Below are 25,963 nucleotides of genomic sequence, written 5' to 3'. Positions count from 1 at the left end.
CGAAGCGTATGGAAGGAGATTGCCGTGGTCCGCCGCACACGCGTTGAAATGGAGGCAACCCGCGCCTTGCTATTGGCCACTGCCCGCCGCGTTTTCGCCGAAAGCGGCTATGCAGATGCATCGATGGATGAGCTGACTGCACAGGCTGGGCTCACCCGAGGCGCGCTGTATCACCACTTCGGGGACAAGAAGGGCCTGCTGGCAGCGGTGGTCGAGCAGATCGATGCAGAAACCGATGCGCGGCTGCAGGCCATCAGCACCGCCGCAAGCGATCCCTGGCTGGGCTTCCAGCAACGCTGCCGGGCTTATCTGGACATGGCGCTTGAACCGGAGATCCAGCGCATCGTCCTGCGCGATGCGCGCGCTGTGCTTGGCGGGGCATCGCTGGATTCGCAACGGCATTGCGTGGACTCGATGCAGCGGCTGATCGAGGATCTGGTTCGCCAGGGCGTGATTGCCGAGGTGGACGCGCAGGCCTTGGCATCGCTGATCTACGGCAGTCTGGCCGAGGCTGCGTTCTGGATAGCGGAAGGGACCGATGCCGATGTCCGCCAGCGCAAATGCGCGGCTGCACTGGAACTGATGCTGCGCGGATTGACGCAGCGCTAGCGGAATGCCGGCAGTGGCAACACGGGCAGGGCGGGGGGACCTGCACAGGCGTTGGCCCGCAATGCCGACGTGAGGCTGGATGAAGCTGGTTCGGTGAGCCGGCCAATGTTCCCGGCTGATCCGGCCCGGTGATTTGCGCCGGCGAGGCTGCTTGACCATAATGCGAACTATTCTCATTTGTGGGGCGACCTCGTCACAGAGGCGTTCCGTGTGCCGGGCAGGGGTCCGTGGCTGCAATCGAGTTCACCGCACATCGACAGATTGAAACCCTGTATGCCGATCACCACGGCTGGCTGAGCGGCTGGCTTCGGCGTCGGCTGGGCAACAGCGCCGATGCCGCCGATCTCGCGCAGGATGCTTTCGTGCGCCTGCTGACGCGGCCGGTGCCGCTGGCCAGCGCGCCGCAGGCCCGCCAATACCTGCGCACCATGGCCAACGGCATGTGCATCGACCTGTGGCGGCGACGCGAGGTCGAGCAGGCGTGGCTGGACGCGTTGGCGGCGAATCCCGAGGCAGTGGAACCATCCGCCGAGGAGCGCGTCATCGTCATTGAAACCCTGTGCAGGGTCAGCGCGATGCTGGAAAAGTTGCCGGAAAAGGTCGCTTCGGCCTTCCTGCTGTCGCAACTTCATGGCCTGCGTTACCGCGAGATAGCCGAACGCCTGCAGGTGTCCGAGCGCATGGTGAAGAAGTACATGGCCCGGGCGATGCTGCATTGCGTGCTGCTTGAAGCCGGCAACGGTTGCTGAGGCATGCCATTGCCTTCTGCTGCTGCCGATCATGCCGCGCTGGAACAGGCTGCCTTGTGGTACGCCACGCTGCTTGATGCCGAAGACGACGCCGACCAGCAGGCGCGGTGGCGGCAATGGTTGCAGGAACCCCGCCACGCCCGCGCCTGGGCGCAGGTGGAAGCCGTCAGCCGCCAGTTCGCGCCCCTGCGCGGCGAGCATCAGCGCGGTGCAGCCGATGCTGGTTTGAAGGCGGCGCGTCGGGTGAGCAGCAGCCGCCGTCGGGTGTTGTCTGGGTTGGCATCGCTGGCCACGTTCGGCGTCATCGGCTGGCAGTATCCGCGCATCCGCCACGAATGGTCGGCGCGCACCGCCGACTACCGTACCGCTACCGGGGAAATCCGTGACACCGGCCTGGCCGATGGCAGCCATGTCTGGCTTGCCCCCGGCAGTGCGCTGGACGTGGACTACAGCCCAGAGCTGCGTCGCTTGCGGCTGCACGAAGGCGAGATCCATGTGCAGACCGCTGCCGACGCACGGCGTGGCTTCGTGGTCGAAACCGCCGCGGCCCGACTGCGTGCGCTGGGCACGCGCTTCAACGTGCGCTTGCAACAGCAGGCGCTGCAGTTGACCGTGTTTGAAGGCGCGGTGGAAGTGAGGGCGGCGGGTTTGGTCAGCGTGGTCGAGGCCGGGCAACAGCTGCGCGTCGATGCAGCCGGGTTCGGCCCGACGCAGCTGGCCGACCCGGGCACCGATGCGTGGATACGCGGCATCCTGATGGCCGACCAGATGCCGCTTGCCGAACTGGTTGCCGAGCTGTCGCGTTACCGCCCCGGCCATCTTGGCGTCGCGCCGGAGATCGCCGCGCTGCCAGTAGCCGGCGTGTTCCCGCTGCGTGACCCGGATGCGGCCCTGGCCATGCTCGAACGCAGCCTGCCGGTACGGGTAAGCCGCAGCTTGCCGTGGTGGACGACGCTGGAACCGCGGCACTGATACCGGCTGCGGCGGCGTGCTCATGCCGGGGCGAGTCGGGGCCGATGCGGTTTTTTTGCAGAACGTGGTTCCCTTTTTTCCGCCCTCGTCCGATCAACAGGGAAAGCATCGCTATTTCCTGTCCCCACGTTCGAGAGAAATCCATGCATCGCCTCCATCACTCCCTGGCGCCGATCCGCCGACAGCTGACGCTGGCGGTCTGCCTTGGCCTTGCCGTCGCCACCCTCGCTCCACAGCAGGCAAGCGCGCAGCAGGCGTCGACCAAGCTGCAGCAGGCCAGGTCGTACACCATCCCGGCCGGGCCACTGACCAGCACGCTGAACCGCTTCGCGGGCGAGGCGGGCATCTTCCTGTCCGCTGCCGGCGAGCTGACTGCCGGTAAGCGCAGCCCTGGCTTGAATGGCAGCTACAGCGTGCCGCAGGCCTTGGATGTGCTGCTGGAAGGCAGTGAACTGGACTGGCGTATCGACGGCGACCGCGTCACCCTGCAGCGGCGTGCAGCCGCGTCTGCTGGCAGCACCGCCGCACCGGCAGCCACCGCTTCGCCGCAGACATCGACGCTGGCAGCGCTGCAGGTCAACGGCACCTACCTGGCCCGCAACAGCACCGCCACTGGCTTGAACCTGGACCTGCGCGAAACCCCGCAGTCGGTCAGCGTGATCACTTCGGCGATGATGGAAGACCGCAGGATCGAGAACCTGGCCGACATCGTCGAGCACACCACCGGCCTGTCGATCAGCCGCTACGAAAGCAACCGCGGCAGCATGTTCTCGCGTGGTTCCAAGATCGAGAGCTACCTGATCGATGGCGTACCCACCACCATCGACGAGCAGTGGAGCGCCGGCGAAATCCTCAGCAATACCGCCATCTACGACCGCGCCGAAGTGCTGCGAGGCTCGGACGGCCTGATGGTCGGTACTGGCAGCCCCTCGGCGGTCATCAATCTGATCCGCAAGAAGGCCGACAGCCGCGAATTCACCGGCAGTGCCGCCGTCGAGTACGGCCGCTGGGACAAGCGTGGCGTGACCGTCGACCTTGGCGGCGCACTGTCGCCCAGCGGCTCCACCCGCATGCGCGTGGCCGCCGACTACGACGAAGGCGACAGCCACATCGATCGCCTGCGCAACCGCAACCACGTGGTGTACGCCACGCTCGAACAGGATATCGGCGAAAACACCCTGATCGCGGCGGGCATCAGCCAGCAGGACAACCATACCGACAGCCCGAGCTGGGGCGGCGCCCCGGCCTGGGCGCTGGGTGCCGACGACAAGGTCGAGCGCATCCGTGGCCTGCACCGCGGCCTCAACACCTCGCCGGACTGGTCGTACTGGGACAGCAGCTACCGCAACTGGTTCATCGACGCCGAGCACCGCTTCAACGCCGACTGGAAGGCCAGCGTGCGGGTCAGCCGTGGCCAGCGTGAGTCCGAGTCCCGGCTGGCGCTGTTCTATCCGTACCCGATCGACCCGAGCAACGGCAAATCGGTGATGGCGATGGAGCTGATGCCGGGCTTCGTCTACAAGTTCCCGGTGCCAGGCTATGCCGGTGTCTATTGGGTGGATAGCGACAAGGATGCCGCCAGTGCACGCGTTGATGGCAGCTTCGACCTGTTCGGTCGTCATCACGAAGTGCTGGTGGGCTACGACCACTGGAAGGAGCGGGTAGTGGCCGACGGTGCCCCGGGTACGGTCACCATCGCCACCACGCCGAATGTCTACGACTACAACGGCAGCGCGCCGTTGCCGAGCTTCATCGCCCGCCAGAACTACAACAAGCGCGAGGTCACCCAGAACGCGGTGTACGCGGTGGGCCGCTTCTCGCTGGCCGATCCGCTGAAGCTGATCCTCGGCGCACGCATGGTCGACTACGAAGTGGTCGACCTGAAGACGCCGGCCAACAGCTATTCGCTGGACAACGAAGTGGTGCCCTACGCCGGCCTGGTGTACGACATCAATCGCCAGATTTCCGCGTATGCGAGCTACACCAGCGTCTTCCAGCCGCAGAACTACCGTGATGCCGGCAACCGCCTGCTGTCGCCGATCGAAGGCAATACCTACGAAGTCGGTTTGAAGAGTGCTTTCCTGGACGGTCGCCTCAGCGCCACGCTGGCGCTATACCGCATGCAGCAGGAAAACGTCGCCACGTATGCCGGGCAGGTGCCGGAAGATCCGTCCAACCCGGGCGGTCCGATGCGTTCCAGCTACACCGGCATCGATGGCACGGTCAGCAAGGGCTTTGAAGCCGAAGTGGTGGGCGAGATCCTCGAGGGCTGGCAGCTCAGCGCCGGCTACAGCCGCTTCAAGGCCGAACAGGCCAATGGCAGCGACGTGAACACGGTGATCCCGCGGAAGCAGTTCAACCTGTTCACCAGCTACCAGTTGCAGGGCGCATTGCAGGGGCTGACCGTGGGCGGCGGCGTGCGCTGGCAGAGCCGCACGTTCGCCTGGCAACCGGCAGCGCAGGCGCTGGGCATTCCGGCATTGGAACAGTCTTCCTATGCCGTGGTGGATTTGATGGCGCGCTATCAGTTCACCCCGCAATGGTCGGCACAGCTCAACATCGGCAATGCATTGAACAAGTCCTACTTCGCACCGACCGATGACGGCATGCAGTTGTTCTGGCAGGCGCCGCGCAACGCCACCATCAACGTCCGCTATACGTTCTGACCGTGCGCCGCCATCCGGCAGAGGTGCCGGATGGCGGCGTGTGCAGCGACCTCCTGCAGCAACGAGCCCTACATACGTGACTGGCACTTCCCGCACCTACCGTCTGAACCTGTGGCTGCACCGTTGGTGCAGCCTGCTGGCAACGCTTCCCTTCCTCGTGCTGTGCCTGACCGGCACGGTGCTGATCTTCCACGAGGAGATCGACGCGGCGATGGGGGTGATGCCTGCCGCGCCGGGATTGTCCGCTTCGCAGCGGCCCTTGGCCGAATCGGTGGATGCGGTGCTGGCTGCCAGCCCGGACGAGAAGGTCATCTACCTAGGCCTGGATGCGGATCACCACCCGGGTTTGCTGCTGCTCAACACGGTCCCGCACGGTGACAGCGGTTTCGAGCGGGCGAAGCTGCAGTTCACCGATCTGGCAACCGCTGAACGCATGGATGCCAGCGCAGGGGATGGAACAACCTTGACCGGCTTCCTGCTGGAGCTGCATGCACAGTGGTTCCTCGGGCCGTTCGGCGAACTGCTCGGCGCCTTCTTCGCGTTGCTGGTGCTGGTGTCGTTGCTGTCCGGGTTGGTGGTGTATTGGCCGCATGCCAAGAAGGTGGCGTTCGGCCTGCTGCGGCGGGGCAAGGGGCCGAGGCTGCGTCAACTGGACCTGCACAACACCATCGGTGCGATCGTGCTGGGCTGGGCATTCGCCGTCAGCCTGACCGGCTTCCTGCTTGGCTTCGGTACCCTGGCGACCGGGCTGTGGTCGCAACAGCAGCTTGCACGTGTGCAGAGCATGCACACGGGCGCGCCCGTCGATCCACGCCATCCGCCCATCGATGCCGACCAGGCGCTTGCATCGGCGTTGACCGCAGCACCAACAGGCTGGCAGGTCAGTTCGATACTGTGGCCGGCCACGGACTTTTCCACGCCGCGCCATTACACCGTATTGGTGGCCGGCAGCGGCCTGGACGAGCGCTTGGTAAGGGTAGTGCTGGTGGATGCTGCCAATGGCGAGGTAGCGGGGACCGCCGAGCTTCCCTGGTACCTCAAGGCCATCACCTTGTCCGAGCCACTGCATTTCGGTGACTACGGTGGCATGCCGCTGAAGATACTGTGGACCGCCTGCACCTGGTTGACCTTGTTCATCACCCTCAACGGTGCATGGCTGTGGTGGGACCGTAGGCGCAAGCGGAAGGTAAAGGCACGCGGCGATTTGAAGGAGGTGGCGCCATGACCGGCAAGCGCACGATCATCGTGACCACGGTGCTGGCGATCCTGAGCATGGTTGGCCTGATCGGCATGCTGGTGGTTGAAGGAGGCTGGGACCTCTTCTTCTTCCTGCTGTCGATCCTGCCGTTGCTGGTCGGCGTGTTTGCCTTGTGGCGAAGAAGAACGGTCCGTTGAAGCAGCACCAGACCGGCATCGCACCGGTTGCCGATCAAAGCGAAGTGCGGCTGGCATGCATCAGTCAGCTTGATGCCTTCTCCAGGCTCAGCAGTGCCTTTGACCTCCCATCCCCCAACGCGGTGGCTTGTTGACGTTCTCGCCGCGCGTGCATGCCGAGGCTGCCGGTGGGCAGGGAGGGCGATCAGCAGGGAACGTCTTGAATCATTGCCAGGCGGACAGCGGTATCAGCTACCGGTCACAGTGGCACCGATTGCACTGGCCTGCTTCTGTTGCACGCCGTTTCCCCGGGCGCGGGGCCTGGAAACGCATCCAGCGTAGCCAGCACTGCGGGCGGGATAAGGGTGGACAAGCTTCTCCCATGCGCAGAATAATCCTCGCCTGTACCAGGCTGGGACGAACATGATACGGAAGTCGATCATTGCGGGATCGTTGGCGGTTCTTTTGTCATCTGCAACGTGGAATGGCGGCGCACAGGCAGCGGAGCCGCCGTTGAATGCGACGCAGGCAAGCACGCAAGGCAGTGCCGAGGTGGCACCGCTGGCGCTCACTGATCTGCAAGGGGTAATGAAGGCGGTCCTGCGCCAGCAGGCGGATGTCGACGCACATCTGGCAAGCAGCCGCATGCCGCTGTATGTGTCCATCCGCGACCATGCAGGGAAGGGCATGATCGATCTGTCGCCGGAATCGATCCTGGCGCTCGAACATACCGGCTTCCTGCTCTTGCCAGGCTCAGCCTGGCAGCCTCCATCGGACGACACACGCGTAGGTACTGCGATGCGGTTGAGCTTGGATACGCCTGCAAAGCGCCCCGATGGCGACTACGACGTAGCCTTTGGATACTGGTGTGGCAAGGCGTGCTCATCGCAGTACGAGGCCGTGTTGCGCCACGATGCCTCAGGTTGGCATGTGCTTTCCTCGGCGATGCGCTCGGTACCCTGAGATGGCTGGGGCACATTGAGACTTCCGCGTTGGGCAGCACGGACATATCCACATGACCCGCATGGCCAAGGCCGCTGCATTCGCTGCGGCGACCGGGCCAGCCCAGGAGTTGACCGATCATGAAAATCCGCAGCCTGTGGCTCGTCGGCCTGCTTCTCTTGCCCCTGCCATCTGTCGCGCAGAGTGGATGGGTGGACATGAAGGGAAAGCCGGTTCCCGAGACGGACTCGGCAAAGTCCCGTGAGGGCTTCAGCGCCACCTTGGTGATTACCCCGGACCAGGATTGGCGGCAGAAGTGGGATACACCACCCGAGACCATTCCGCGCTTTTCCGAAGCGGATGAGGTTGGCGCCGATGGCGAGCTCTTCATCCTCACGTTCCTGTCAAATCCGAAAGTCGACTCCGCGTCCGGAATGACCGACGTTGCATGCGATTTCGTCATTCTTCGCCCGGATGGGTCTTATTCGGCCAGGGAACGCGACCTGCCGTGCTTCGCAGTGAAGCTGCAGGGTGACCCCAGGAACGTCTACCTGTCGACCGCAGCGTTGAAGTACGTGGCCGAACCCACGGACCAGCGTGGCGAGTGGTCCGTTTCAGTGACGGTGAAAGATCGGCTTCGTGGCGTTGAAATACCGCTGACTGCGTCTTTTGTCGTGCGGTGATCACTGGTGTTTCATTTGCGGCTGATGCTGCGTGGAACCCGGGTTAGCCCGGACACTACGAACGGCTGCCGTTGTTTGCATGCCCGACCTTACCGGGATCGCGCCTTTTGCAAAGACGCAAGCCGCCCTACAGTGTGCATCGCACAAGGTGCATAGCTTGCCTGAAACCGGGCATCGGGTAGGGTCACACAGATGGAGGCACCAGCCGTGCTGAAGTACGGGCCACCGGAACGAGTCCATGTGGAGAATGAGTGGTACGACGGGCCGCGTGCAGGCATAGCGGACGTCGACGGCATTCCCCATCGTTTCAAGTCCATTTTCGACGAGGCAGAGGGCAGGTACCTCGAGACGTTTCTGGTGTGGCCAATAGACGAGAAGCTGGTAGCGCTCGAGGTTGAGCAGTGGCGCATTTTTGTGGAATGGAATGCGCTCTACGAGGCTGCTGAGGTTGGTGTGGACTCACATCCAGGGCATGGCGGTCGTAGCAGGAGATGGGACGAGATTGAGGCACTGCTGAGGTCAAATCGATCGGAAGTTCCCGCGTTGGCCAGACGGGCCATTGCACAGCTCAGCTGCATCGACGGAACAGCACGATATGAACTGGCCGGGCCGGCGTACATGTTGGCTTGGTGCCTGCTTTGAAGCTTTCAAGCTGTTGGCGATGCTCTGTCCAAGGGCTCGAGCAGGGCCCGACAATTGCTTCCAGTCGAGCCTATGATCACTGAACGGTTTGGTTCAGGTGTTCCATATCGGCTACTGGCCGGATCTTTCACGCCGCATCGCCGTTGCGGCGTCCAAGAAGTACGCGTGCTTCCCAGAAACTGACGATCAGTACGACCGCCGTGGTCAGCCAGCCCATCAGCAGCATGTCTGCAACCAGGCCAACCGGCACCAGCGCCAGCAACAGCAGTGCGCCAACCAGGTGAGACATCGGTATGGCGCCATAGACAATTCGCTTGTAGGCGGCACTGCCGAGCAGATAGATCGCGGGCCCGGCCAGCAGGATTGCGATCTGTGCGGTGGCCGGATGGGCATGCGGATGTGCCAGCACCAGATCGTTGCCGACCGCCGAGGCGATGACACCTGCGATGAGAAGGGCGTGGACGTAGTGGAAGTACGCGCCGATGCGGCCGGGGTCTTCCGAGTGCGAAATCGCGTTGGTCGCATCCTTGCTCGATGTGCCGAAGTACAGCCACCACATGGCCAAGGTACCGAGGAACGTGGCCAGCAATGCGAGCACGACCGGGACATCCCATTCGTTGGCGCCGGCAAGCGTGGCGCCGCTGGCAAGCAGGGTTTCGCCAAGCGCCACGATCACGAACAGCTGGCAGCGCTCGGCCAGATGGCCGCCTTCGATGGTCCAATCCCGCGTGTGCGAGCGGCCCATGCCAGGCAAAGCAAAGCCGAACATCGGCGATACGTATTCGCACAGCACGGCGAGCAGCCATAGCAGTGCGCGTGCCTCATGCTGCACCATCGCCCCGGACAACCAGAACACTGCCGAGATCAGCAGCCAGCCCAGCATGCGCCGGTAATTGGGCGCCAGCGGATGGCCGGCCGGCAACTGCAGTGCAATGAAGGCGGTTCGACCCACCTGCATTGCCACATAGGCGGCGGCGAATACCAGGCCTCTGTCAGCGAACGCCATGGGAATGCTCGCGGCCATCACCAGCCCAAGCAGCATGGTCACGAACATCAAGCCGCGGATGCGCGGCGTCTCCGGGTCGAACCAGTTGGTGACCCAGCAGGTGTACTGCCAGCCCAGCCACACAGCGAACCACAGGATCAGCGTTTCGACCACGCCGGCAACGGTGAGGTTGTGCAGCAGCTCATGGCTGAGCTGCGTCACCGCGAACACATAGACCAGGTCGAAGAACAGCTCTTCGTAGGTCACGCGCGCGTGGTGCCCGTCGCGACGACGCAGCAGCGGATGGCTGGGGAATTGTGCGTCAGGCACGTCGGTCGTCGCAGGCTTCATGACAGTGAAAGCCGCCATGCCACGACGCAGGCGATGATCGCGGGTACGGCGAAGACCAGCACCAGGATCGGCAACTCTTCGCGGAAGCTGTACCCGGCATGGGCAACGCCCACCCACATGTTGATTGCTGCAACCATCAGCCAGACCGGAATGAACGCCTTGGCTGCCAATGCCATGCCGGCGGTGGTGGCGGCCCACAGCCAGCCAAACAGGAGGAACAGGCCAAGAAGAACCAGCCCACCAACGATTACCAGAACGACATGCATGCTCACTTCTCCCTGTAACCGGGTTCGGGCGTGGCCGGGCTTGGCCCCGCGTGGCGGTGCGTCTGCTCTGAGGAGAATACGCTCAGGCTTCCTGCGACGTCCTTGCCGCCGTACGGTGGAAACACATCCAGTTCGAGGTCGGGATTCCCGATCAGCATGGCCTTGGTGTTGCTCAATGCATCGAACCCGGCCTTGCCGTAATACTTGCCCATGCCGCTGTAGCCGACTCCGCCGAAAGGCAGGCTGTCGATCCAGCAGTGCAGGTTGGTCTGGTTCACACAGCCGCCCCCGAACGCGAGGCTGCCAAGTACATGGTCGATATGCGCCTGGTTCTTGCTGAAGATATAGGCGGCCAGTGGCTTGGGTTTGCGCTTGATGGTGGCGATGACCTGTTTCAGGTCGGTGTAGGGCAGGACCGGCAGGACCGGGCCGAAGACTTCCTGCTGCAGTGCCGGGTCGTCCCAGCTCGACGGGTACAGGATTGTCGGCTCCACATAGCGCTCCGGAATGTCGAACCGCCCGCCGTGTACCACCTTGTCGGGCAGGATGTAGGACGCCACCCGTTGCGCTTCGTGTTCGCTGATCATGCGGGCGAAATCGGGGCTTTGTCGCGGATCGTCGCCGTACATCCTGACGGTGGCTGCCTTCAGCTTCTCGATGAACGCATCGGCCACGCTTTCGTGCACATGGACATACCCCGGCGCGATGCACCATTGGCCGGATATCGCGTTGTGTCCCCAGGCGATCCGGTCGGCGGCAATGTCGAGATTGGCGGTCTCGTCGACGATGGTCGGGTTCTGTCCGCCCAGTTCCAGGATCACCGGCGTCAGGTTCTCGGCCGCCGCGCGCATCACGACCTTGCCGACGGTCGAGCTACCAGTGAAGAAGATGAAGTCGAAGGGAAGTTCGAGCAGGGCCGCGATTTCCTCGCGCCCGCCGGTGACGATGGCGACGTTTTCTGCTTCAAAGTATTCCGGTATCAGTCGCTGGAACAGCGCGGCGGTGGCTGGCGTGGTGTTGGCGGGCTTCAACACGACGGGGTTGCCGGCGGCCAAGGCGGCAATGGCCGGATCGAGCAGCAGCAGGATGGGGGCATTGAATGGGCCGATCACCAGGGTTGGCCCGTAGGGCTCCTTCAGGATCAGGCCGCTGTTTCCGGTGGCTTCCAACCCCGCCGGGATCGCGACCCTGCGTGGCGCCATCAGCTCCGTGAGGTTTTCCCGGTAGTAGTTGATGTTGCCAAGCGGAACGGTGATCTCGAACAGCTGCTCGAACGAGGGCTTGCGAAAGTCTTCGTAGAGCGCGGCGCAGAACGCATCCTGGTTGTCGCGCAGCATGCGCTCCATGCGCTCAAGCTGGTCGATGCGCCAGCCCCGCGGCTTGGTCGCGTCGGCAAGGAAATGCTGTTGCTGTGCATCCAGGATTGATTGGAATCTATTGGCCATGAGCGTGACACTGGTGATCGTGTCCGTACTGGGCCCGTCCTGGCCAGCCATCCGGTATTACGTCGGTCGCGGAGCGGAAGCGGTGCTGCAGCGTCCCGCGCTTCCACCTCCGCAACCGCCTTCTTCGCTGAAGGCTTACCGCGTCGTGTAGCCGCCGTTGGCGAAGATCGTCTGCCCGGTGATCCACCAACCATCCGTCACCAGGAACCTGACGATGGGGGCGATGTCCTCGATATCGGTAAGCCCGGTCTTGCTGTACTTGCTCAGTGCAGCCGCGGACTTGTGATAGGCCACTGCATCGGGCTTCTCCTGGCCGTAGAAGAAGGGGGTATCCATCGGCCCTGGACCAATGGCATTGACCGAGATTCCCCTGTCGCCGAACTCTTTGGAGGCCGCGCGCGTGTAGTGTTCAACCGCTGCCTTGCTGCCGGGATAGATTGCATAGAACGGTGTGTAGGCGGCCAGCAGCGAGCTGACGATGGTGACGATGTTGCCGCCATCGGCCAGTACCCGGCCAGCCTGCTGGATGAAGAAGAACGCGGCTTTGGCGTTGGCGTCAAAGCTCTTGTCGTAGTCGGCCTCGGTGATCTCGGCGATAGGTTTCTTGATCACCACGCCTGCGGTGTTGACCGCGATGTCGACCTGGCCAAAATGGGCCTTGGCCTGGTCGAACAGCTGCACATTGTTGGCGACGACCGCCAGATCACCCTGGAACAGGATGGCGTCCGCCCCCTTGGCTTTCAGTTCGCCGGCCGTTCTCTCCGCATCCGTTCTCGAGGAGTCGCTGTTGTAGTGGATGGCGATCCCGCGGGCCCCTGCATCGACAAACTGGTGGGCGACCAGGGCACCGAGGTTCTTGCCGCCGCCTGCGATAACCGCGACTTTGTTTTTCAGGGAATGGTCAGTCATGTGGATGGTCCTCTGATCTGGGAACTGGCTTCGACGTTGGTCGGGGGATTTCACGCGCGGGCTTTTCCTGAAAGACGGGAGATGCGCGTGGACTCGTCAACGGCTATGGCACCGTCGATGAATACCTTTGGCGTTGCTCAATGCCGCACGCATCCGTAGAAGTTGCGCACGGCTTTCCTTGGAGACATCCAGACGGCTGGTGCCGGCTTGGGTCTCGGCGGCACTCAGCCAGGGGCCGGCAGCCGCTCCCAATGCAGCGGTAGCTGCTTCCGTGATGCATCGTTCCCTGAGTGCGGTCAGCACCGGTTGCAGTTCACGCATGGTTCTCACGCGCAATGGCGGACAGTCGCCCTGCGGTGGTTCCGGATGCACAGCCTGCTGCAGGTGGGCGGCCAAATCCTCAAGCAGTGCGGACGTTGCAGGGTCCAGCTGCCGGGCTTCGCCAAGATGTCGCGTGATCCTGTCGATGAGGCGGTTCGCTTGGTTGTCGAGGCTTGTTTTTTTGGGCATTGCAGGCGGGGAGTTCGTTCTTCCTTGTGGGGAAGCCAAGGCGCCGGAACAGGCGGAGCGTGGTGGGAGAACGCGCGTTCGGCAATCAGGTCCTGAAAGGCGACGTGACCGGTCATGCTGCTGCAAGCAACCTGGATTGCCGGGATCCAGGCACTGCCTCGCGGTGGTCAGGGAACTCATCATTGCATCACCGGTTTCATGAGGAAGCGTGCGTGTTACACGCGCCAAGGCTGGATGTATCCCGCGGCGGGTGATAGGCCAGTGTTGATATGACCAGACGATTCCCGTTCGACTGGGAGCAGCGCAACTTCAATTGCCTCCAGCACCATTACGTCGATCTGCTCGCTATGGCCTACGGTATTGCTCGAACGATTGAAGTAGAGGCTGGCGGCTGATTGCCTGATCTTCTGGAGGACTTCAATTCGGCCGCTTATGTTCAGCGAAATATCGTCCAGAGAATCAATCAGGATTTTCAGTTGATCGATGCTTGCATGCTTCATCAGGTTGACCCGGAGCGCGTATTCGAGGCGGTAATTGGGGATGAGATGTCTGGCGTTCGGCCTTGTCGACCCGGAAAGTGAAACCAATATCCATGGCGGTCGCGGGGCATAGGCGCATCCATCCAGGAAGGTTGCTTGGTATCCCCTTGGACTTCCGGTGCCAGCTCGCGGGCTGGCCGGTGGCAAGCTCCAGAACGTTTCAGGAAGCTCCCGGATATCTTTGGCGCGACGGATCTTGAGTTTCCGTTGGGCGCCGCAGGCGTCGTTGGGAGGCCTTGGTTTGTGTGCGTTGCGTGAAGTCGTGTTCAGCTGTGGCAATGCAGTCGTGGAAGCGTCGGTGTCGCCGACAACCCATGTTCCTCGTATGGGCTACTTCCTCACGGCAGGAAGGAGGTCTTGGACGTAAGCTACAAAAGTGGATCGTGGAATACACGCACCATTTTTCACCGGTCCGGGTGAGAAGCGATGAGGAATGCCGAAAGGGGGCGGAAGCCGGTTGGGGGCTGTTCCGCGGGTAAACCAGGTGCGGGGAGATTCTTATCAAACAGCTACTTCTCTTCAGGCCGGTGCAGCGCTGGCTTTCAGACATCCCGGTGCAGGATCCGGTCGACCGGCGCAATGCGCCGTTCCTGCAGGTATTGCTGATCTTCCTTGGGGTTTTCATCCCGCTCAACAAGTCGCTGTATCTCTATGCGGTGCTGAGCGGTCGTTGGTCGGCTGATCTGCCGCCGCGCAGCGCCATGCTCGCCGACCTGACGACAGACGTGTTGATGACGTCGGCCGCATGGGCCTGTGTCTGGTTGATCCGAACGGGGCGTTTCCGTCGTGGCATGCACCTGTTCCTCGGCGTGGTGTTGTTGTCGATGGCGGTTATCTACACCGCGACCGGCATGCTCGGTCTGCGCTTCGATCCGATGCCGATGATCCTGCTGGCGCTCGCAGGTCTGGTCCTGGGGCGGCGGACCTTATGGATCACCTACGCGGCCTGCGTTGCCATCCTGGCGGCGACACTGCTTGCGGATTACCTGCGTGCAATGCTCGGAGGTGGCACGGCGTCGGTCGCCGGGGTCGGCAAGGCGGTGTCGTTGGCCGGGATCTGGTTGATCATTGCGATCGCCCTGGATCGCACCGTGGCTGCATTGCGCAACAGCCTGGAAGAATCCAATACCCGCGGTCGCGAACTGGAGCTGGCCTATACCCGGCTCCAGGAGGAGGTCGCCGAGCGTGAACGCACGCGCGAGCAGCTGATTCATGCGCAGAAGATGGAAGCTGTAGGGCGTCTTGCCAGCGGCGTGGCACATGACTTCAACAACGTGCTCGGGATAGTCCTGGGCCAGGCCGGGCAGCGGGAGCGCCTCGCAGACAAGGGGGCGACCGCACTCTACGGCGCGCTGGAGGACGTCGAGCTCGCTGCCAAGCGAGGCCTGACGATCAGCAGGAAGCTGCTGAATTTCAGCAGGCAGGATGTGGCGCACCCGCAGGTCTTCGATATGCGCGTTTCGCTCGGCGAGCTGTCGCCGATGCTGAAGCAACTCTTCGGCGGTCGCGTGCAGCTGCAGCTCGACTGCGGTGAGGATGCCTTGCCGGTGCGCATGGATGCTGATCGCTTCGGGCTGGTCATTCTCAATATCGCGGCCAATGCGCGGGATGCGATTCCCGGAACGGGTATTTTCCTGGTCAAAGCCGAGCGGGAAGGAGACGCGTGGGTCTCGCTCACCCTGCAGGATGACGGCCACGGCATGACAGAGGCCATTCGTGCAAGGGCGTTCGATCCGTTCTTCACCACCAAGCCCGTTGGCCTGGGAACCGGCCTGGGCTTGCCGGTTGTGATGGACATGGTCCTTGAGGCGGGTGGAAACGTTGAGCTTGCTGCCCGGCAACCACAGGGCAGCACGGTGAAGATACTGCTTCCGCTGGTATCTCCGCGCGGATGTCCGATGGGCTCAGGTAGCGAGCAGGTAGCCCTTTCCACGGACAGACAACAAGGGCAACGGTGACGACTCGGGTGCCGCACTGGCGGCTTTGCGGCGGACCCGGTGCACCAGGGCTTCAAGACGGTGCGGGTCGAAGTCCGAGGCATTGTCTGTCAATGCCTCGATCAAGCGCTCCTTCTCGACCGTCTGGCCACGGTTGGCATTGAGCATGCCCAGGAGTGCCCGTTCCGGGGTCGTCAGGGCGATGATCCGCCCGGACGGCGGCACAAGGCACCAATCATCGGATGCCAAGGCCCAGCGCGCATTGCCGTCCTGGGCATCGGTGCTGTCCGCGCCCTTCGGGGTGCGCTCGAGGCGGCGTGAAAGGCTGTGCAGCGTGGCCGCAATGATGTCGATGTCGACCGGCTTTGACAGGTAGGCATCCGCACCGTGGCGCATCGCCCGGAGGTGGTTGTCCCGGCTCTCCGTTCCCGTCAGCATGACCAGGCCAAGCCCGGGCTGTATCTGGCGAAGGTGCGCCGCAATGCTCAAGCCGTCCTCGCCTGGCAGGGCGATGTCCAGGATCACCACGTCGAACTGTTGGGTCAGCAGGCTGCGGTAGAGCCCGGTGGCGTCATTGAAGCCGTCTACCTTGAAACCATAGTCGCTCAGGCCGGGAAGCAGGACGCGTTCAAGCAGCACCGCGTCGTCTTCGGTAATGGCCACCTTCAATGGAAGGCCGGGGCTTTTGTCGACTTGTTGGCTCAAGTTGGTGATGCCTGGATTGTCCTGCCAAGACTACTTGAGTGGCGCGGGAATCATCCAGCGGTTCGTGGTGGGGAAGGCGCGGCAACTGACCATGCGCGGCGTTGTGGACATGGCGTGAAAGTGAGGGCCGATCGGTTCGAGCGCAGCACCTGGCCTGTCGGGGCTGAATCGGTAGCTTGAAGTAGCTAGTGGCTTGTACAGCCACGGCTAACGGCGGGATCACGTAAGGCGGAGGTGACCCCCGTTCGCCTGGGAACCCGGTCTATTGGCATTTTCCAGAACCGCAAAATATACTATCCCCCAGTACAGGATATTGGGGCCGCCATGCCGCATTCCCCCGAAGAGAAGAAGAAGGTCCTGGCCCGGGTCAAACGCATCCGCGGCCAGTGCGATGCGTTGGAGCGTGCCCTGGAAGCCGGCGCCGACTGCAATCCGGTGCTGCAGCAGATCGCGGCCATCCGCGGTGCAGTCAACGGACTGATGTCCGAGGTGATGGAGGCGCACCTGCGCGAGGAGTTCGGCCAGCCGGCGCGCTCCGAAGCGCAGCGCGCTGCACGCGTTGCCGAGATGTCCAGCCTGATCCGTTCCTATCTCAAATAATTCCGGCGTCGCCTTGCGCCGCCTTCATCATTCCCGCAGGAGAAAACCCATGAAATCACGTGCCGCCGTTGCCTTTGGTCCGGGCCAGCCTTTGCAGATCGTCGAGATCGATGTCGCACCGCCGAAGGCGGGCGAAGTACTGGTCAAGATCACCCATACCGGCGTCTGCCATACCGATGCCTTCACCCTGTCTGGTGACGACCCGGAAGGCCTGTTCCCGTGCGTGCTCGGCCATGAAGGCGCCGGCATCGTGGTTGAAGTGGGCGAGGGCGTCACCTCGGTGAAGGCCGGCGATCACGTCATTCCGCTGTACACCGCCGAATGCGGCGAGTGCCTGTTCTGCAAGAGCGGCAAGACCAATCTGTGTACCTCCGTGCGCGCCACCCAGGGCAAGGGTGTGATGCCAGACGGTACCAGCCGCTTCTCGTACAACGGCGAGCCGATCTATCACTACATGGGCTGCTCGACCTTCTCCGAGTACACCGTGGTGGCCGAAGTTTCACTGGCCAAGGTCAACCCGGAAGCCAACCCGGAGCACGTCTGCCTGCTGGGCTGCGGCGTCACCACCGGTATCGGTGCCGTGCACAACACCGCCAAGGTCGCCGAAGGTGACAGCGTCGCGGTGTTCGGCCTGGGTGGTATCGGCCTGGCGGTAATCCAGGGCGCGCGCCAGGCCAAGGCCGGCCGCATCATCGCCATCGACACCAACCCCTCCAAGTTCGAGCTGGCCAAGCAGTTTGGTGCCACCGACTGCGTCAACCCGAAGGAGCACGACAAGCCGATCCAGCAGGTCATCGTCGAAATGACCGGCTGGGGTGTGGACCACAGCTTCGAGTGCATCGGTAACACCAACGTGATGCGCGCCGCTCTGGAATGTGCGCACCGTGGTTGGGGCCAGAGCGTGATCATCGGCGTGGCCGGTGCAGGGCAGGAGATTTCCACCCGCCCGTTCCAGTTGGTGACCGGTCGCAAGTGGATGGGCACCGCGTTCGGTGGTGTGAAGGGTCGCAGCCAGCTGCCGGGCATGGTCGAGGACGCGATGAAGGGCGACATCGAGCTCGCGCCGTTCGTGACCCATACGATGGAACTGGACAAGATCAACGAAGCCTTCGACCTGATGCACGAAGGCAAGTCGATCCGCTCGGTCATCCATTACTGATCACAGCCCCTCTTGTAGGAGCGGCGTAAGCCGCGAAGCTGGCATTTTCTCAGTCGCAAACATCACGCAACTCAACACCAGGGATTCAAAAACCATGCAACGACTCGAACACCGCGCCTGCTTCGGCGGCTGGCAGGACGTTTACCGGCACGAATCTCAGGTGTTGGGGTGCGAGATGACGGTAGGCGTTTATCTGCCGCCGCAGGCCGAGCACGGCCCCTGCCCGGTGCTGTACTGGCTGAGCGGCCTGACCTGCACCGAGCAGAACTTCATCACCAAGTCCGGCGCACAGCGCTATGCGGCCGAGCACGGCATCATCCTGGTGTCGCCGGATACCAGCCCACGCGGTGATGCAGTGGCCGATACCGAGGGCTATGACCTGGGCAAGGGCGCGGGTTTCTACCTCAACGCGATCCGTGAGCCGTGGTCGCGGCACTACCGCATGTACGACTACATCGTCGATGAGCTGCCGGCCTGGGTGGAAGCTGACCCGGCCGCCAGCGATGTGCGCGCGATCAGCGGACATTCGATGGGGGGCCACGGTGCCCTGGCCATCGCCCTGAAGAACCCCGGACGCTATCGCAGCGTGTCGGCGTTCTCGCCGATCGTGGCACCGTCGCAGGTGCCATGGGGACAGAAGGCGTTTGCTGCCTATCTGGGTGAAGACCGCGAAGTGTGGAAGGCGTATGACGCCAGCGAGCTGGTCGCGCATGCGCAGGAGAAGCTGCCGTTGCTGATTGATCAGGGCGGCGCCGATGAATTCCTGGAAAGCCAGCTGCGCCCGCAGTTGTTGCAGGCCGCCTGCGAGGCTGCCGGGCATCCGCTGCAGCTGCGCATGCAGCCGGGGTATGACCATAGCTACTACTTCATCAGCAGCTTCATCGGCGAGCACATCGCGCACCACGCCAAGGCGATGGGCTGAGCGTTGTTTTGTAGAGCCGAGCCATGCTCGGCTGGGGCTCTACCGGTAACGCCCCCACCGAGCATGGCTCGGTACTAAGCTCTGCTCCCTCCCTTTCGCGTAGCGAAGGGGAGGGCTGGGGAGGGGTTGGTTTTTGCTGGCAAGGCCCCCGCCGAGCATGGCTCGGCACTACGCTCTGCTCTCTCTCTTTCGCGTAGCGAAGGGGAGGGCTGGGGAGGGGTTGGTTTTTGCTGGCAAGCCCCCCGCTGAGCATGGTTCGGCACTACGTCGTGCTCCCTCCCTTTCGCGTAGCGAAGGGAAGGGTTGGGGAAGGGTTGCTTTTTGCTGGCAAGGCCCCTGCCGAGCATGGCTCGGCACTACAGGTGGTCGAGCAGCGTGGTCGCCGATGTCGTGTCGGGGTGTGGGTCACGTTGTCGTAGCAGCTGTCGCGCTATCGTGCGGGCATAGCGCCTGTCCGATGGGGAATGCATGCCGGTAGTGCTGATCCTGCTGTTCATCGTCTGCCATGCTCTGGTCCTTGCCATCGGCTCGGGTCCCGCTGGCGTTGGTTCCTTCATCTTCCTGGTTGCAGCGCCGCTGCTTGCTGCCTGCTGTTGTGTGTGGCGTGCCCGGCATGACCGGGCGGCGTTGGGCTGGTATGCGGTCGCGCTGGCAATGCTGCTGTGGTCTGGCGGCATGGCGCTCAATCTGGCCGATGCACTGGGGGCGGGCCGCGCCGACATCACGCCGCGCGCCAGCCTGCTGTTGTATGTGCTCTACGCCGTGCCGCTGGTGTTCATCCTTGCCCGCCCGCGCCGCGAGCGCGCCATCATCAGCCTGATCGAAGCGGCGATGGCGGGATTGTTGGGCGTGTTGTTCTTCGTGCACACCAGCTTTTTCGCCGACCGAATTGATGTCGACGAGCAGGCAATGCGCAACATGCGCTACATGTTCGATGTCCAGAACCTGTGCATTGCCAGCTTCGCAACCGTGCGCTGGTTGGCCAGCGATGTGCCGGAGTGGCGCAGGTTCTTTCGCGTCCTTGCGCTGTATGCCTTGGCTTACCTGCTGATAGCCGGTTATATCAACCACTTCACCTCTGAAGATTCCTTCGGTGCCTACAACGATCTGCTGATTGATCTGCCATTCCTCCTGCTGGCGTGGCTGGCAGTGCGTCGCGCATCGGCCCCGGTGCTGGTGCCCAACCCGCGGCTGGTGCGGCTGGTGCAGGCGGGCGGCCCGATGATCGTGGCCTTGCTTCTGCTGGTTGTTGGCACCTTGGTGGTGGACCACGCGCGAACGCTGGCCTTCGCCAGTTTCGTGGTTGCCACCATTGGTTTCAGTCTGCGCAGCACGCTGCTGCAGATCGGCTTGTTGGAGCGTCAGGCGGCGCTGGATCAGCTGGCAAGACAGGATGGCCTGACCGGCGTGGCCAACCGTCGTCAGTTCGATGCCGTCCTGCAGACCGAGGCCAGTCGCGCATACCGCAGCGGTGCTGGCCTGGGTCTGCTTCTGGCCGACATCGATCACTTCAAGGCATTCAATGATGCCCATGGACACCCCGCCGGTGATCGTTGCCTGCAGGCCGTTGCTGCGGCGCTGCAGGCGAATGTTCGGCGTGCGGGCGATTGCCTGGCGCGTTACGGCGGGGAGGAGTTCGCTGTGATCGTGCCGGATTGCGGGCGGGAAGATGCGGTCGCCCTTGCCGAGAAGTTGCGGCTGGCCATTGAGTCGCTCGCCTTGCCGGAAGCAGCGGTCAGCATCAGTGTGGGTGTGGCCTTCCTGCGGCCTTCAGCCATGGCAACTACGACACAGCTGCTGGACGATGCTGATAGCGCGTTGTATGAGGCCAAGCGCGCGGGCAGGAATCGGGTGTCGGTACGCGATGATGTGGTGGCAGAGTTCTGATGATCGCTTGATGCAGCGCCCAGCCTTGTGGGAGCGGCGTGAGCCGCGAAGCTGCCTGAGCTGACGTTGCGAGCAGTGCTGAAATTGCATGAAGCGCTGTTGTTCTTGCTGTTGTGGCTTCGCGGCTAACGCCGCGCCTACAACTGCAAGATGAAATCCGTGTAGGCGTAGCGGTTCTCGCGTAGCACGGAGTCGCCTTGTTCAAGCTTCAACGGAGCGCGGAACATCGGCCCCGCGCTTGCACAGGTGTGGAATTCGCCGTTCTCGCCGCAGGCGTCGATGCCTGCTGGCAATTCGTCCAGAAAGGCTTGATCAAATACTCGGCCCGCAAAACCGGCATCCAGCCGCTCGCTGTCCACACAGCACAGCTGTGCATGCAGGCCGTTCGCAATCATCTGCCGCGCCAGCGCGGTGGTGTCGTGGCCAAACAGCGGGAACAGGGTGTGCCAGCCCAGGGGCGCGTACTGCTGCTCGCGCCATCGCCGGATGTCTTCAAGCAGCAGGTCACCAAAGGCGATGCTCGCAAGGCCCGGCCAGCGCTGCTGGGCTTCGTGCAGCGCTGCTGTCATGCACTGCAGGTACACGGCGTTGTCGCAGACCTGCGGTATCCAGGCTTCCAGCAGCGGCAGCCCGGCGGCGTCCGCCTGGGCCAGCAATACCTGACGGCGTACGCCCTGCATCGAGGAGCGGTCATAGCCTTCGGTCAGCGTGCTCAGCAGCGCGACAACCTCGACGTCATCGCGTTGCTGGAGTTCGTGCAGTGCCCATGCGGCGTCTTTGCCACCGCTCCAGGACAGCAATACCTGGGTTGTCACCACTCAACGCACATCGCGCAGTTCCCAGTGGCTGCCGGCCAGCATGCGCAGGCGCTGCTTGAACAGGTCGCCGGGCAGGCTGGTGCTGGCGACCAGGTCGATGCGCAGGTCGGACTGCTTGCCGGTGACCGTGGCGTTCGGATCAACCGCGCCCAGGCCGGGGTCCACGTCATCGGGTTCGTCCTGGGTGGCTTTCCAGCGCTCGAACAGCTCCGGTGTGCGCAGTGCAGCCTGCAATTGCTCCGCAAAGGCGTCCGCGCCGCTGGCGGTGAATGACAGGCGTGGATCGTTGCCGCGGGCCTTGGCCGGGTCGGGCAGCGAGATGGAATAGAGCACGGACATGGGGTACCTCCTTGGTAGAGCGTCAGACTAGCGCGTCAGATGTAGTGATTCTGTCCAGATGATTCGGGTTGATCAGCTGCCGAAGGTATGCGGTTCATCGGCAAAGCCAATGGTCACTGCGCCCTTGCCCACGTTGACCATGCCGGTCAGGCTCATCACTGCTTCCAGCAGCGTTACGCCGTGCTTCTCACAGGTATCGTGCAGCTGTTCGTAGCCGGGCAGGGCGCGCAACTCGTCCAGCGGGCCGCCGTAGCTGACGCACACCACCGGGGTCATCAGGCCGTGCAGCACGCGCCTGCCGACAAAGCCGAACAGCGCCTGCACAGCGTTGTCGAAGCCCTTGATCTTGGCCACCGGCTCGGTATTGCCACGGTAACCATGCAGCACGGGTTTGATGTCCAGCGCACTGCCCAGGGCGACGCTGAGCAGGCCGACGCTGCGGTCGCCCTTGTGGCGGGCGCGGGCGCGCAGGTAGTAAAGGTCGCGGGTGACCATGTAGCCGTGCACGTTGCTGGCAACCAGCTCCAGCCGTTCGCGCATCTGCGGGACGGTGGCACCGCTGTCGCGCAGGCGCACCGCTTCCACCGCGCTCACCGCTTGCGCGGCGAACAGGTTCTGGGTGTCGATGACGCGCAGGCTGAACGGCGAATTGTGGCCGGCCGCCTGGCGGATGGGCTTGTATTCGTTGAGGATGCTGTAGCCGGCCTGCACCGCGTTGTCATGGATGGGGCTGCGGGTGCGGGTGATGGTCATGCAGAAGACCTGGTCGAAATCGGTAACCAGGCGGCTCAGGAACAGGTCGCGGATCTGCTCGGCGCTATAGGGGATGGTTTCCGCTTCGGCGCTGCGCTCGCTCAGCGGTCCCTGCAGGAAGGCCAGGGTGGACTCTTCATCGCGGTGGTCGGGGAGCACCGTGTCGCCGATCCGTACGCTGATGGGGAGCAGCACGATGTTGTTCTGTTGCAGGTAGCCCTTGGGCAGGTCGCAGGCCGAGTCGACCACTATTCCTATGCGCATGCTTTGTACCCCCCCAAGGGTCGTAACAGTCCCGAAAGATAGGAACCCTATCTCAAAACTTGGGATGGAGTTGGTGGTTTATGCGGAGACCGTCCCAATCCCGGGTAGGTTTTTTCACCTTTTCCTCATTTCATAGCTTGGGGTAGCCTATTAAGCTACTGCCAAGCAACTGAGGCCCTGTCCCCGGATGCGACGACATCGGTGGGAAGTGTCACCGCCTGCGGGTAGGCGGTGAACCAGGGATCAGTAATGGAAACTGCAAGTTCGGTAGTTGAATTCTGGCGCGCGGCGGGTCCGCAGCGTTGGTTTGTGCGTGACGAGGCCTTTGATGTGGAGTTCCGGGAGCGCTTCCTGGACCTGCACTACCAGGCAGCCCGGCGCGGTTGTGAGGACTGGCTGGAAAATGCCGAGGGCGCGTTGGCGCTGCAGATCCTGCTGGACCAGTTTCCGCGCAACTGCTTCCGTGGCACAGCGCACTCTTACGCTACCGACGGGTTGGCGCGGCATTACGCTACCCGCACCATCGAGGAAGGGTGGGACCGCGAACTGCCGCTCAAGCTGCGGGCTTTCATCTACCTGCCGTTCGAGCATTCCGAGGATCCGCAGGACCAGGAGCGCGCGGTGGCGATGTTCGAGGTGCTGGGCGATCTGGAATACCTGAAATACGCCGAAGTGCATCGCGATGTCATCCGCCGCTTTGGCCGCTTCCCGCACCGGAACGCGGTGTTGGGCCGGATCCCGACCGCCGAGGAACTGCATTTTCTCGCTGAAGGTGGCTTTGCTGGTTGAGCACCCGGCAGGGACTGGTGTTGCTGACGGCGTTGTCGGATACACGCCTGTCTGCCAGGTACTGCTCATCGCGGTACGCATGCAGTGCAGCATTGGGTTCGCATGTCATCTGACCACTCAAGTGCTTCGCGGCTGATGTCGCTTCCACAAAAGGGCACAGGCTGCATGCTTCTGGTTTGCATGTGGGAGCGGCATCAGCCGCGAAGCTGACATTGCTGCAGCGCTAGTTGCCTCTGCGATCCGATGTTCTATCAGCTTCGCGGCTGACGCCGCTGCTACAAGGTTGGCAATCAGGTTGCCGTTCCCGCGCTTGTTCAACGAAAAAAAACGCCGGCTGGGGGCCGGCGCTTTTTTTGGTTGCTGCAGCGTGTTCCGATCAGTACTTCGGAACGCTGTTGTCCACGTTCTCCGACCAGGCATCGATGCCGCCGGTGATGTTGAACACATTGGTGAAACCCAGTGCCAGGAACTGCGCGGCAGCCTGCGCGCTGCGGCCACCACGGTGGCACAGGAACGCCAGTGCGGTGTCCTTGGGCAGAGCTTCGAGCTTGGCGCGGTTGTCGCCGTCGAAGGTTTCGAAGCTGCCATTGATCGCGGCGATGGCGCGCTCGTCAGCCGGACGCACGTCGACCACGGTGATCGCACCGGCACGCAGCTGGTCGTCGGCGCTGCGCACGTCCAGGTCCTGCACCGGCTTGGGGGCATTCGGGTTGTTGATTGCCAGGCCCTGGCCGCGGATGTCGTCGACCCAGTCGATGGTGATGCCATCGGCGCGACGCGCGCTGGAGGGATCGAACTGCACGCGCAGGCCGTTGGACTCAGCCGCGATGGCGTTGTCGTCGAACGGGGCCAGCTGGAAGTTCGGCTGGAAGCTGGCATCGATGCTCAGCTGCAGGGCCGCGCCGGGCGAGTCGGCCAGTGCGCCCTTGAGCATTTCCACTGCGGCCGGGGTGACGGTGATCGACGGCGGGGTGCGGTCTGGTGCGGCCAGGCCGAGCAGGCTGCTCAGTTCGCCGCTGCTGGCCATCTGCAGGATGATGTCGCTGCCGCCGATCAGCTCGCCGTCCACGTACAGCTGCGGGATGGTCGGCCAGTCGCCGTAGGCCTTGATGCCTTCACGGATTTCCTGGTCGGCCAGCACGTTGACGTGGCCGAACTGCACGCCCAGGTCCTGCAGCGCGCCAACAGCCTTGGCCGAGAAACCGCACTGCGGCATGGTCGGCTGGCCCTTCATGAACAGGACGACGCGGTCGGCGCCGAGGATGGATTCAATGCGCGAACGCAGGGCGGGGTCCAGGGACATCGTGAACTCGTATAAGTGGTCGTAGACCAGCTGATTCTACGCTGCATGGCATCATAGGGAATGACTGCCCCGGAAACCCTGCATCGCATTCCCGTACACCCCTGGCGTTGGCTGCCCTGGCTGCTTGTCTCGCAATTGCTGGTTGCACTGCTGTGGTGGCGGTTGGGCTGGATGTGGGGTTTGCCCTTGCTGCTGCTCAGTCACGCCCTGTTCGTCGTACCGGTATTCCTCCCCAACAGCCGCTTCTACGCGCCGGTGACCAGCCGCGCGCCCGGCCAGGACGTGTGGTTGACCATCGATGACGGTCCGTCCGATGAGACTCTGGCGGTGCTGGAGCTGCTCGACCGGCACGACGCCAAGGCGACCTTTTTCATGGTCGGTGAGCGCGCGCAGGCCCGTCCGGAACTGGTGCATGAGGTGCTGCGGCGTGGCCATGACATCGGCAATCACAGTCATTCACACCCGCAGGCGCGCTTCTGGGCACTGGGTCCGGCGCAGATGGCGCGTGAAATCGGCCAATGCCAGCAGATGCTGACGACGATTGCCGGGTCGCCACCGCGTTGGTATCGCTCGGTGGTGGGCATGACCAACCCGTTCGTGGCGGTGGCGCTCAAGCGCCATGGGCTGGTGCGGATTGGCTGGAGCGCCCGCGGCTACGACGGCGTGAACTGCACCCCGGAGGGCGTTGTCGCGCGGATTGCGCCCGATCTGGCGCCAGGCGCCATCGTCCTGCTGCATGAAGGCGCTGCCCACGGTCACAATCTGGCCATCATCGACGCGGTACTGCAGCAGCTGCAGGCGCGCGGCCTGCGCGCCCGCCTGCCGCAGCCAACAGCGTAGACTCG

The 25,963-nt window shown here is 63.3% G+C and carries 27 protein-coding genes; 16 read left to right on the top strand and 11 right to left on the bottom strand.

What is annotated here, in order from left to right; translation table 11 throughout:
- Positions 1 to 24: 24 nt before the first annotated feature.
- From AC13FW_RS01815 to AC13FW_RS01775, 9 genes are all read left to right on the top strand, one after another.
- Entirely contained in the window at positions 25 to 609 is a 585-nt protein-coding gene (locus AC13FW_RS01815; protein WP_482987984.1) for a TetR/AcrR family transcriptional regulator, read from the top strand.
- Between the two features lie 227 nt (positions 610 to 836).
- Positions 837 to 1,358, top strand: a complete 522-nt coding sequence (locus AC13FW_RS01810) for a sigma-70 family RNA polymerase sigma factor (RefSeq protein WP_296248389.1) — start codon at positions 837 to 839, stop codon at positions 1,356 to 1,358.
- Between the two features lie 3 nt (positions 1,359 to 1,361).
- Entirely contained in the window at positions 1,362 to 2,330 is a 969-nt protein-coding gene (locus AC13FW_RS01805) for a FecR domain-containing protein (protein ID WP_482987983.1), read from the top strand.
- A gap of 143 nt (positions 2,331 to 2,473) precedes the next feature.
- Positions 2,474 to 4,996, top strand: a complete 2,523-nt coding sequence (locus AC13FW_RS01800) for a TonB-dependent siderophore receptor (RefSeq protein ID WP_482987982.1) — start codon at positions 2,474 to 2,476, stop codon at positions 4,994 to 4,996.
- A 76-nt stretch (positions 4,997 to 5,072) separates the two neighbouring features.
- Complete coding sequence (locus AC13FW_RS01795) at positions 5,073 to 6,221, top strand: PepSY-associated TM helix domain-containing protein (protein ID WP_296248383.1); 1,149 nt, start codon at positions 5,073 to 5,075, stop codon at positions 6,219 to 6,221.
- A complete protein-coding gene (locus tag AC13FW_RS01790) occupies positions 6,218 to 6,391 on the top strand; it encodes a hypothetical protein (protein WP_296248381.1) in 174 nt (57 codons plus the stop codon). Before AC13FW_RS01795 ends, AC13FW_RS01790 begins: the two co-directional genes overlap by 4 nt.
- Positions 6,392 to 6,883: 492 nt before the next feature.
- Entirely contained in the window at positions 6,884 to 7,333 is a 450-nt protein-coding gene (locus AC13FW_RS01785; protein ID WP_482987981.1) for a hypothetical protein, read from the top strand.
- Between the two features lie 119 nt (positions 7,334 to 7,452).
- Positions 7,453 to 7,995, top strand: coding sequence for a hypothetical protein (locus AC13FW_RS01780; protein ID WP_482987980.1), 543 nt, complete (start codon positions 7,453 to 7,455; stop codon positions 7,993 to 7,995).
- 207 nt (positions 7,996 to 8,202) lie between these two features.
- Complete coding sequence (locus tag AC13FW_RS01775) at positions 8,203 to 8,637, top strand: hypothetical protein (RefSeq protein WP_482987979.1); 435 nt, start codon at positions 8,203 to 8,205, stop codon at positions 8,635 to 8,637.
- 127 nt (positions 8,638 to 8,764) lie between these two features.
- Here AC13FW_RS01775 and AC13FW_RS01770 read toward each other — a convergent pair whose 3' ends face one another.
- The 6 genes from AC13FW_RS01770 to AC13FW_RS01745 form a co-directional block, all read right to left on the bottom strand.
- The gene (locus AC13FW_RS01770) at positions 8,765 to 9,973 is read right to left on the bottom strand and encodes a low temperature requirement protein A (RefSeq protein ID WP_482987978.1); all 1,209 of its coding nucleotides are present in this window, start codon (positions 9,971 to 9,973) and stop codon (positions 8,765 to 8,767) included.
- On the bottom strand, positions 9,970 to 10,239 hold the full coding sequence (locus AC13FW_RS01765) for a hypothetical protein (RefSeq protein ID WP_482987977.1): 270 nt from the start codon (positions 10,237 to 10,239) through the stop codon (positions 9,970 to 9,972). The genes AC13FW_RS01770 and AC13FW_RS01765 overlap by 4 nt, the downstream gene beginning before the upstream one ends.
- Positions 10,240 to 10,241: 2 nt before the next feature.
- Positions 10,242 to 11,735 (bottom strand): aldehyde dehydrogenase family protein, encoded by a 1,494-nt coding sequence (locus AC13FW_RS01760; protein WP_482987976.1) that lies wholly within the window; start codon positions 11,733 to 11,735, stop codon positions 10,242 to 10,244.
- An 84-nt stretch (positions 11,736 to 11,819) separates the two neighbouring features.
- On the bottom strand, positions 11,820 to 12,593 hold the full coding sequence (locus AC13FW_RS01755; RefSeq protein ID WP_481534241.1) for an SDR family oxidoreductase: 774 nt from the start codon (positions 12,591 to 12,593) through the stop codon (positions 11,820 to 11,822).
- A 96-nt stretch (positions 12,594 to 12,689) separates the two neighbouring features.
- On the bottom strand, positions 12,690 to 13,103 hold the full coding sequence (locus AC13FW_RS01750; RefSeq protein WP_482987975.1) for a hypothetical protein: 414 nt from the start codon (positions 13,101 to 13,103) through the stop codon (positions 12,690 to 12,692).
- A 215-nt stretch (positions 13,104 to 13,318) separates the two neighbouring features.
- Positions 13,319 to 13,921 (bottom strand): hypothetical protein, encoded by a 603-nt coding sequence (locus AC13FW_RS01745; RefSeq protein ID WP_482987974.1) that lies wholly within the window; start codon positions 13,919 to 13,921, stop codon positions 13,319 to 13,321.
- A 248-nt stretch (positions 13,922 to 14,169) separates the two neighbouring features.
- Between AC13FW_RS01745 and AC13FW_RS01740 the strand changes: the two genes are divergently transcribed.
- Positions 14,170 to 15,600, top strand: coding sequence for a sensor histidine kinase (locus tag AC13FW_RS01740; RefSeq protein WP_482987973.1), 1,431 nt, complete (start codon positions 14,170 to 14,172; stop codon positions 15,598 to 15,600).
- Here the strand turns inward: AC13FW_RS01740 and AC13FW_RS01735 are convergent.
- Complete coding sequence (locus AC13FW_RS01735) at positions 15,547 to 16,284, bottom strand: response regulator transcription factor (RefSeq protein ID WP_482987972.1); 738 nt, start codon at positions 16,282 to 16,284, stop codon at positions 15,547 to 15,549. The genes AC13FW_RS01740 and AC13FW_RS01735 overlap by 54 nt on opposite strands.
- Before the next feature lie 324 nt (positions 16,285 to 16,608).
- Between AC13FW_RS01735 and AC13FW_RS01730 the strand changes: the two genes are divergently transcribed.
- From AC13FW_RS01730 to AC13FW_RS01715, 4 genes are all read left to right on the top strand, one after another.
- A complete protein-coding gene (locus AC13FW_RS01730; RefSeq protein WP_296251374.1) occupies positions 16,609 to 16,884 on the top strand; it encodes a metal/formaldehyde-sensitive transcriptional repressor in 276 nt (91 codons plus the stop codon).
- Positions 16,885 to 16,933: 49 nt separating this feature from the next.
- Entirely contained in the window at positions 16,934 to 18,043 is a 1,110-nt protein-coding gene (locus AC13FW_RS01725) for an S-(hydroxymethyl)glutathione dehydrogenase/class III alcohol dehydrogenase (protein ID WP_481509238.1), read from the top strand.
- Between the two features lie 94 nt (positions 18,044 to 18,137).
- Positions 18,138 to 18,965 (top strand): S-formylglutathione hydrolase, encoded by an 828-nt coding sequence (gene fghA / locus AC13FW_RS01720; protein WP_482987971.1) that lies wholly within the window; start codon positions 18,138 to 18,140, stop codon positions 18,963 to 18,965.
- Between the two features lie 468 nt (positions 18,966 to 19,433).
- A complete protein-coding gene (locus AC13FW_RS01715) occupies positions 19,434 to 20,852 on the top strand; it encodes a GGDEF domain-containing protein (protein WP_482987970.1) in 1,419 nt (472 codons plus the stop codon).
- Between the two features lie 137 nt (positions 20,853 to 20,989).
- Here the strand turns inward: AC13FW_RS01715 and AC13FW_RS01710 are convergent, their stop codons facing one another.
- From AC13FW_RS01710 to AC13FW_RS01700, 3 genes are all read right to left on the bottom strand, one after another.
- The gene (locus AC13FW_RS01710) at positions 20,990 to 21,670 is read right to left on the bottom strand and encodes a Dph6-related ATP pyrophosphatase (RefSeq protein ID WP_482987969.1); all 681 of its coding nucleotides are present in this window, start codon (positions 21,668 to 21,670) and stop codon (positions 20,990 to 20,992) included.
- Complete coding sequence (locus tag AC13FW_RS01705) at positions 21,671 to 22,009, bottom strand: hypothetical protein (protein WP_282272304.1); 339 nt, start codon at positions 22,007 to 22,009, stop codon at positions 21,671 to 21,673.
- A 72-nt stretch (positions 22,010 to 22,081) separates the two neighbouring features.
- On the bottom strand, positions 22,082 to 23,026 hold the full coding sequence (locus AC13FW_RS01700; RefSeq protein ID WP_482987968.1) for a DegV family protein: 945 nt from the start codon (positions 23,024 to 23,026) through the stop codon (positions 22,082 to 22,084).
- Positions 23,027 to 23,275: 249 nt separating this feature from the next.
- Here AC13FW_RS01700 and AC13FW_RS01695 point away from each other — a divergent pair, with 249 nt between their 5' ends.
- A complete protein-coding gene (locus AC13FW_RS01695; RefSeq protein ID WP_282272308.1) occupies positions 23,276 to 23,815 on the top strand; it encodes a DUF924 family protein in 540 nt (179 codons plus the stop codon).
- Positions 23,816 to 24,191: 376 nt separating this feature from the next.
- Here the strand turns inward: AC13FW_RS01695 and grxD are convergent, their stop codons facing one another.
- The gene (grxD, locus tag AC13FW_RS01690; protein WP_482987967.1) at positions 24,192 to 25,118 is read right to left on the bottom strand and encodes a Grx4 family monothiol glutaredoxin; all 927 of its coding nucleotides are present in this window, start codon (positions 25,116 to 25,118) and stop codon (positions 24,192 to 24,194) included.
- A 60-nt stretch (positions 25,119 to 25,178) separates the two neighbouring features.
- On the opposite strand from grxD, the gene AC13FW_RS01685 reads away from it, so the two are divergent.
- On the top strand, positions 25,179 to 25,958 hold the full coding sequence (locus AC13FW_RS01685) for a polysaccharide deacetylase family protein (RefSeq protein WP_482987966.1): 780 nt from the start codon (positions 25,179 to 25,181) through the stop codon (positions 25,956 to 25,958).
- Positions 25,959 to 25,963: the final 5 nt, after the last annotated feature.

This window comes from Stenotrophomonas sp. 21LCFQ19 (assembly GCF_056861425.1).
Note: the sequence above shows the minus strand (reverse complement) of the source record. Positions and strands in the feature narration are given on the sequence as shown.